Genomic DNA, 2,726 nt, shown 5'->3' with positions numbered 1-2,726 from the left:
CTCACAGCGGCCTTCCCGGCCTCGATGTCACTCGTCACGTCAGTCATCAACTGTCGCTTCCAGCTCGGGAGTTACACCACTCACCGTACAGACCCGCCCCTTGGAGCCCGGCACCGAGGAGGAGCGGCTCTCCCAGCAGGAGCACGCCAAGGACTACCCCCGCCATGCCGTCGAGTGGCTGCTGGGCGAGGCCGGGCTCACCGCCGCCGACGTCCACGCGGTCGCCTACAACGTCAGCCCGCCCACCACCTCGCCGAGTCCCCGGCAGCCCTGCGCCCAGCGCTGTGGCCGACGACACGCGACCGGGCGCTGCCGAGGGCTCGCGGCTTCGCCAAGGTGGCGCTGCGCACCCAGCTCAGCAACCGCGCCCTCGGCCCGGCGGTTCCCCGCCGCCCGCGCTCCCCCGTCCTGGATCACCCGGCCCACCAACTGGCGGCTTTTGCCGCCGGACGACCGCGTGGGGCGTTGTCCGGGTCACGGGGGCGGCCTGTGTGCGTGCGGGAGCGTGCCGAAGGGGCGGTGCCCCGCGGCGGCAGCAGCCCCGGCGCCGCGAGGGTGGCGCGAGTATCGACCAGTAGGTATGGACGGCCGAGAGCTGCGCGTCGCTTTTTCACCTGGTCGCTACCGAGGCGGTCGGCCCACCCCTCCTTGACACTCACGCGCCCTCCACCCCATCCAAGATGCCGTCACTATCCGGTCATTCCCCTGCCGGTCAGTAGACACGGAACTCAGTGAATGGAACGCTCCTTACAGAGCGCGGTCGGTTCACACGCCGCGCAGGCCGTCAGCCCCTGCTCCGGCCCTCCTCGCCGCTCGAACGCCACACCGGAAGGCGCCCGACGGCGTTCTTCACACGAGCCACATCTGCACCAGTAGGAGGTCATCGCATCAGCCGAGGCCTCCCCTCCCTCGCCGAGAGGAGTGCACCGATGAACGTCCGAACCAACCCGGCGCCACTCGCCGTCGTCCTCGCCACGGCCGTAGCACTCGCCGCACCCACAGCCAAGGCCGTCGCGACGCCAGCAGCCGCCGGACCGACGGAGTTCACTGTGGACACCACGACCGACGCGGTCGACTCCGACCCGTCGGACGGCCTGTGCCGCACCGCGTCGGGCGCCTGCAGCCTGCGCGCCGCGGTGATGGCCGCCAACGCCCGCCAGGGCAGCACCATCGCACTGCCTCCGGGCCGCTACCAGCTGACCATCCCCCCCAATCCCCGCCTGATCATCGGAGACCACCCCGACCCGACCACGGGTGACCTGAACGTCACCGCGCCCACCACGATCCGCGGCTCCGGCGCACGGACGACCGTCATCGACGCCAACCACCTGGACCGCGCCTTCCGCATGCAGGCGGACACCCGGCTGACCGACCTGACCATCACCGGGGGAACGGCGAAGGAGCGCGAACTGCCCATCACCGACACCGGTGGTGGCGGCATCGCCAACGGACACCGCATGACGCTGCGCCGGGTCGCCGTGACCGGGAACTCCGCGGGCTACGGCGGTGGCATCTTCAACATCCCCGGCTCACACCTGGATCTGATCGACAGCACCGTCAGCGGGAATGTCGCGGGAGAGGCCGGGGGCATCAGGTTCGACGACACCGGCACCGTGACCAACTCGACGGTCGCCGACAACCGCGTGACGAACCCAGGCGACCGCCCCGGCAGCCTCGCCGGCTACGGCGGCGGGATCGACATCCGCGGCCGGGGACCCGTGGAAATTCTCAACTCGACAATTTTCGGCAACAGTTCGAGCGATGGCGGAGGCGGAATCAACATCGCCCCCGCATACCTCGACAGCCTGCCCTCCCCGATCCCCGACGTCGTCGATCTGCCGCTGGGGCGACTGACGTTGCGCAACTCCGTCGTCGCCGGCAATACCGTCGACGGCACGGCGGCCAACTGCAAGAAGGCCTTCGCCACCATCGCCTCGGAGGGCCACAACATCGACGGTGACGGCAGTTGCCGACTCACCGCCGCGGGCGACCTGCCCAGCCGTGCGCCGCTGATCGGCCCGCTCGCCGACAACGGCGGCCCCACGGACACTGCCGCACTGCTGCCGGGAAGCCCCGCCCTGGACGCGGCGGCCGACTGCCCGGCCACCGATCAGCGGGGTGTCGCCCGCCCCCAGGGCGCCGCCTGCGACATCGGCGCCTACGAGCACACGCCACAACGACACCGCTCGCACCGGCACCAGGAGATGCGATGAGATCGCCGAGCCTGCGCAACACCCTGGCACGCGCCGTGATCGCGGCTTTAGCCCTGCTGCTGTCCTCCCTCGCCGTTCCCCCGCCCATGGCCCGGGCCGATGCCGCTCACGACTCCCTGGTCGTGCGCACCGACCGCGGTTGGGTGCGCGGCGCGGCCCGCCGCGACGGCGGCCGGCCTCTCCCGGTGCTGGTGTGGCTGCACGGCGGCGGCAACGCCTACGGCGCCGGCAGCGACTACGACGGCTCGATGCTGGCCGCGCGCGGCGTGGTCGTGGTGACCGTCAACTACCGCCTGGGAGCACTGGGGTTCCTCGCCCATCCCGCTCTGTTGTCGGAGAGCGAGGACCACGCCTCCGGCGACTACGGCTTGGTGACTCCTCCCCCTCATGAATGAGGGGGCTTCTCGCTATGCTGGGTGTCGCGACGGACCAGCCCGGCCCGTAGAACGTTCAGGGCGCCCACCGTGTCCGCGTGCGCGCTGTGGCCGCACGAAACGCAGTGGAACTTCTCCT

3 protein-coding genes are annotated in these 2,726 nt (G+C 71.1%); 2 read left to right on the top strand and 1 reads right to left on the bottom strand.

The genetic code is table 11. The features are described from left to right. The first annotated feature begins 929 nt into the window (after positions 1-929). Both ACFVVO_RS39355 and ACFVVO_RS39350 read left to right on the top strand, forming a co-directional pair. Positions 930-2,213, top strand: a complete 1,284-nt coding sequence (locus ACFVVO_RS39355; protein ID WP_390061689.1) for a choice-of-anchor Q domain-containing protein — start codon at positions 930-932, stop codon at positions 2,211-2,213. After that, positions 2,210-2,608 carry a carboxylesterase family protein gene (locus ACFVVO_RS39350; RefSeq protein WP_390061688.1) on the top strand — a complete coding sequence of 133 codons (399 nt, stop codon included), beginning with the start codon at positions 2,210-2,212 and terminating at the stop codon, positions 2,606-2,608. Before ACFVVO_RS39355 ends, ACFVVO_RS39350 begins: the two co-directional genes overlap by 4 nt. On the opposite strand, the gene ACFVVO_RS39345 is transcribed toward ACFVVO_RS39350, so the two are convergent. Beyond that, a partial coding sequence (locus ACFVVO_RS39345; RefSeq protein WP_390061691.1) for a zinc ribbon domain-containing protein occupies positions 2,599-2,726 on the bottom strand: 128 nt, incomplete at its 5' end. The genes ACFVVO_RS39350 and ACFVVO_RS39345 overlap by 10 nt on opposite strands.

Source organism: Streptomyces sp. NPDC058145 (assembly GCF_042884245.1).
GTDB lineage: Bacteria > Actinomycetota > Actinomycetes > Streptomycetales > Streptomycetaceae > Streptomyces.
Note: the sequence above shows the minus strand (reverse complement) of the source record. Positions and strands in the feature narration are given on the sequence as shown.

Bases quoted from the DNA above. Each gene is read 5' to 3' on its own strand.
- ACFVVO_RS39355 (WP_390061689.1), top strand. From the start codon at position 930: ATGAACGTCCGAACCAACCCGGCGCCACTCGCCGTCGTCCTCGCCACG.
- ACFVVO_RS39350 (WP_390061688.1), top strand. From the start codon at position 2,210: ATGAGATCGCCGAGCCTGCGCAACACCCTGGCACGCGCCGTGATCGCG.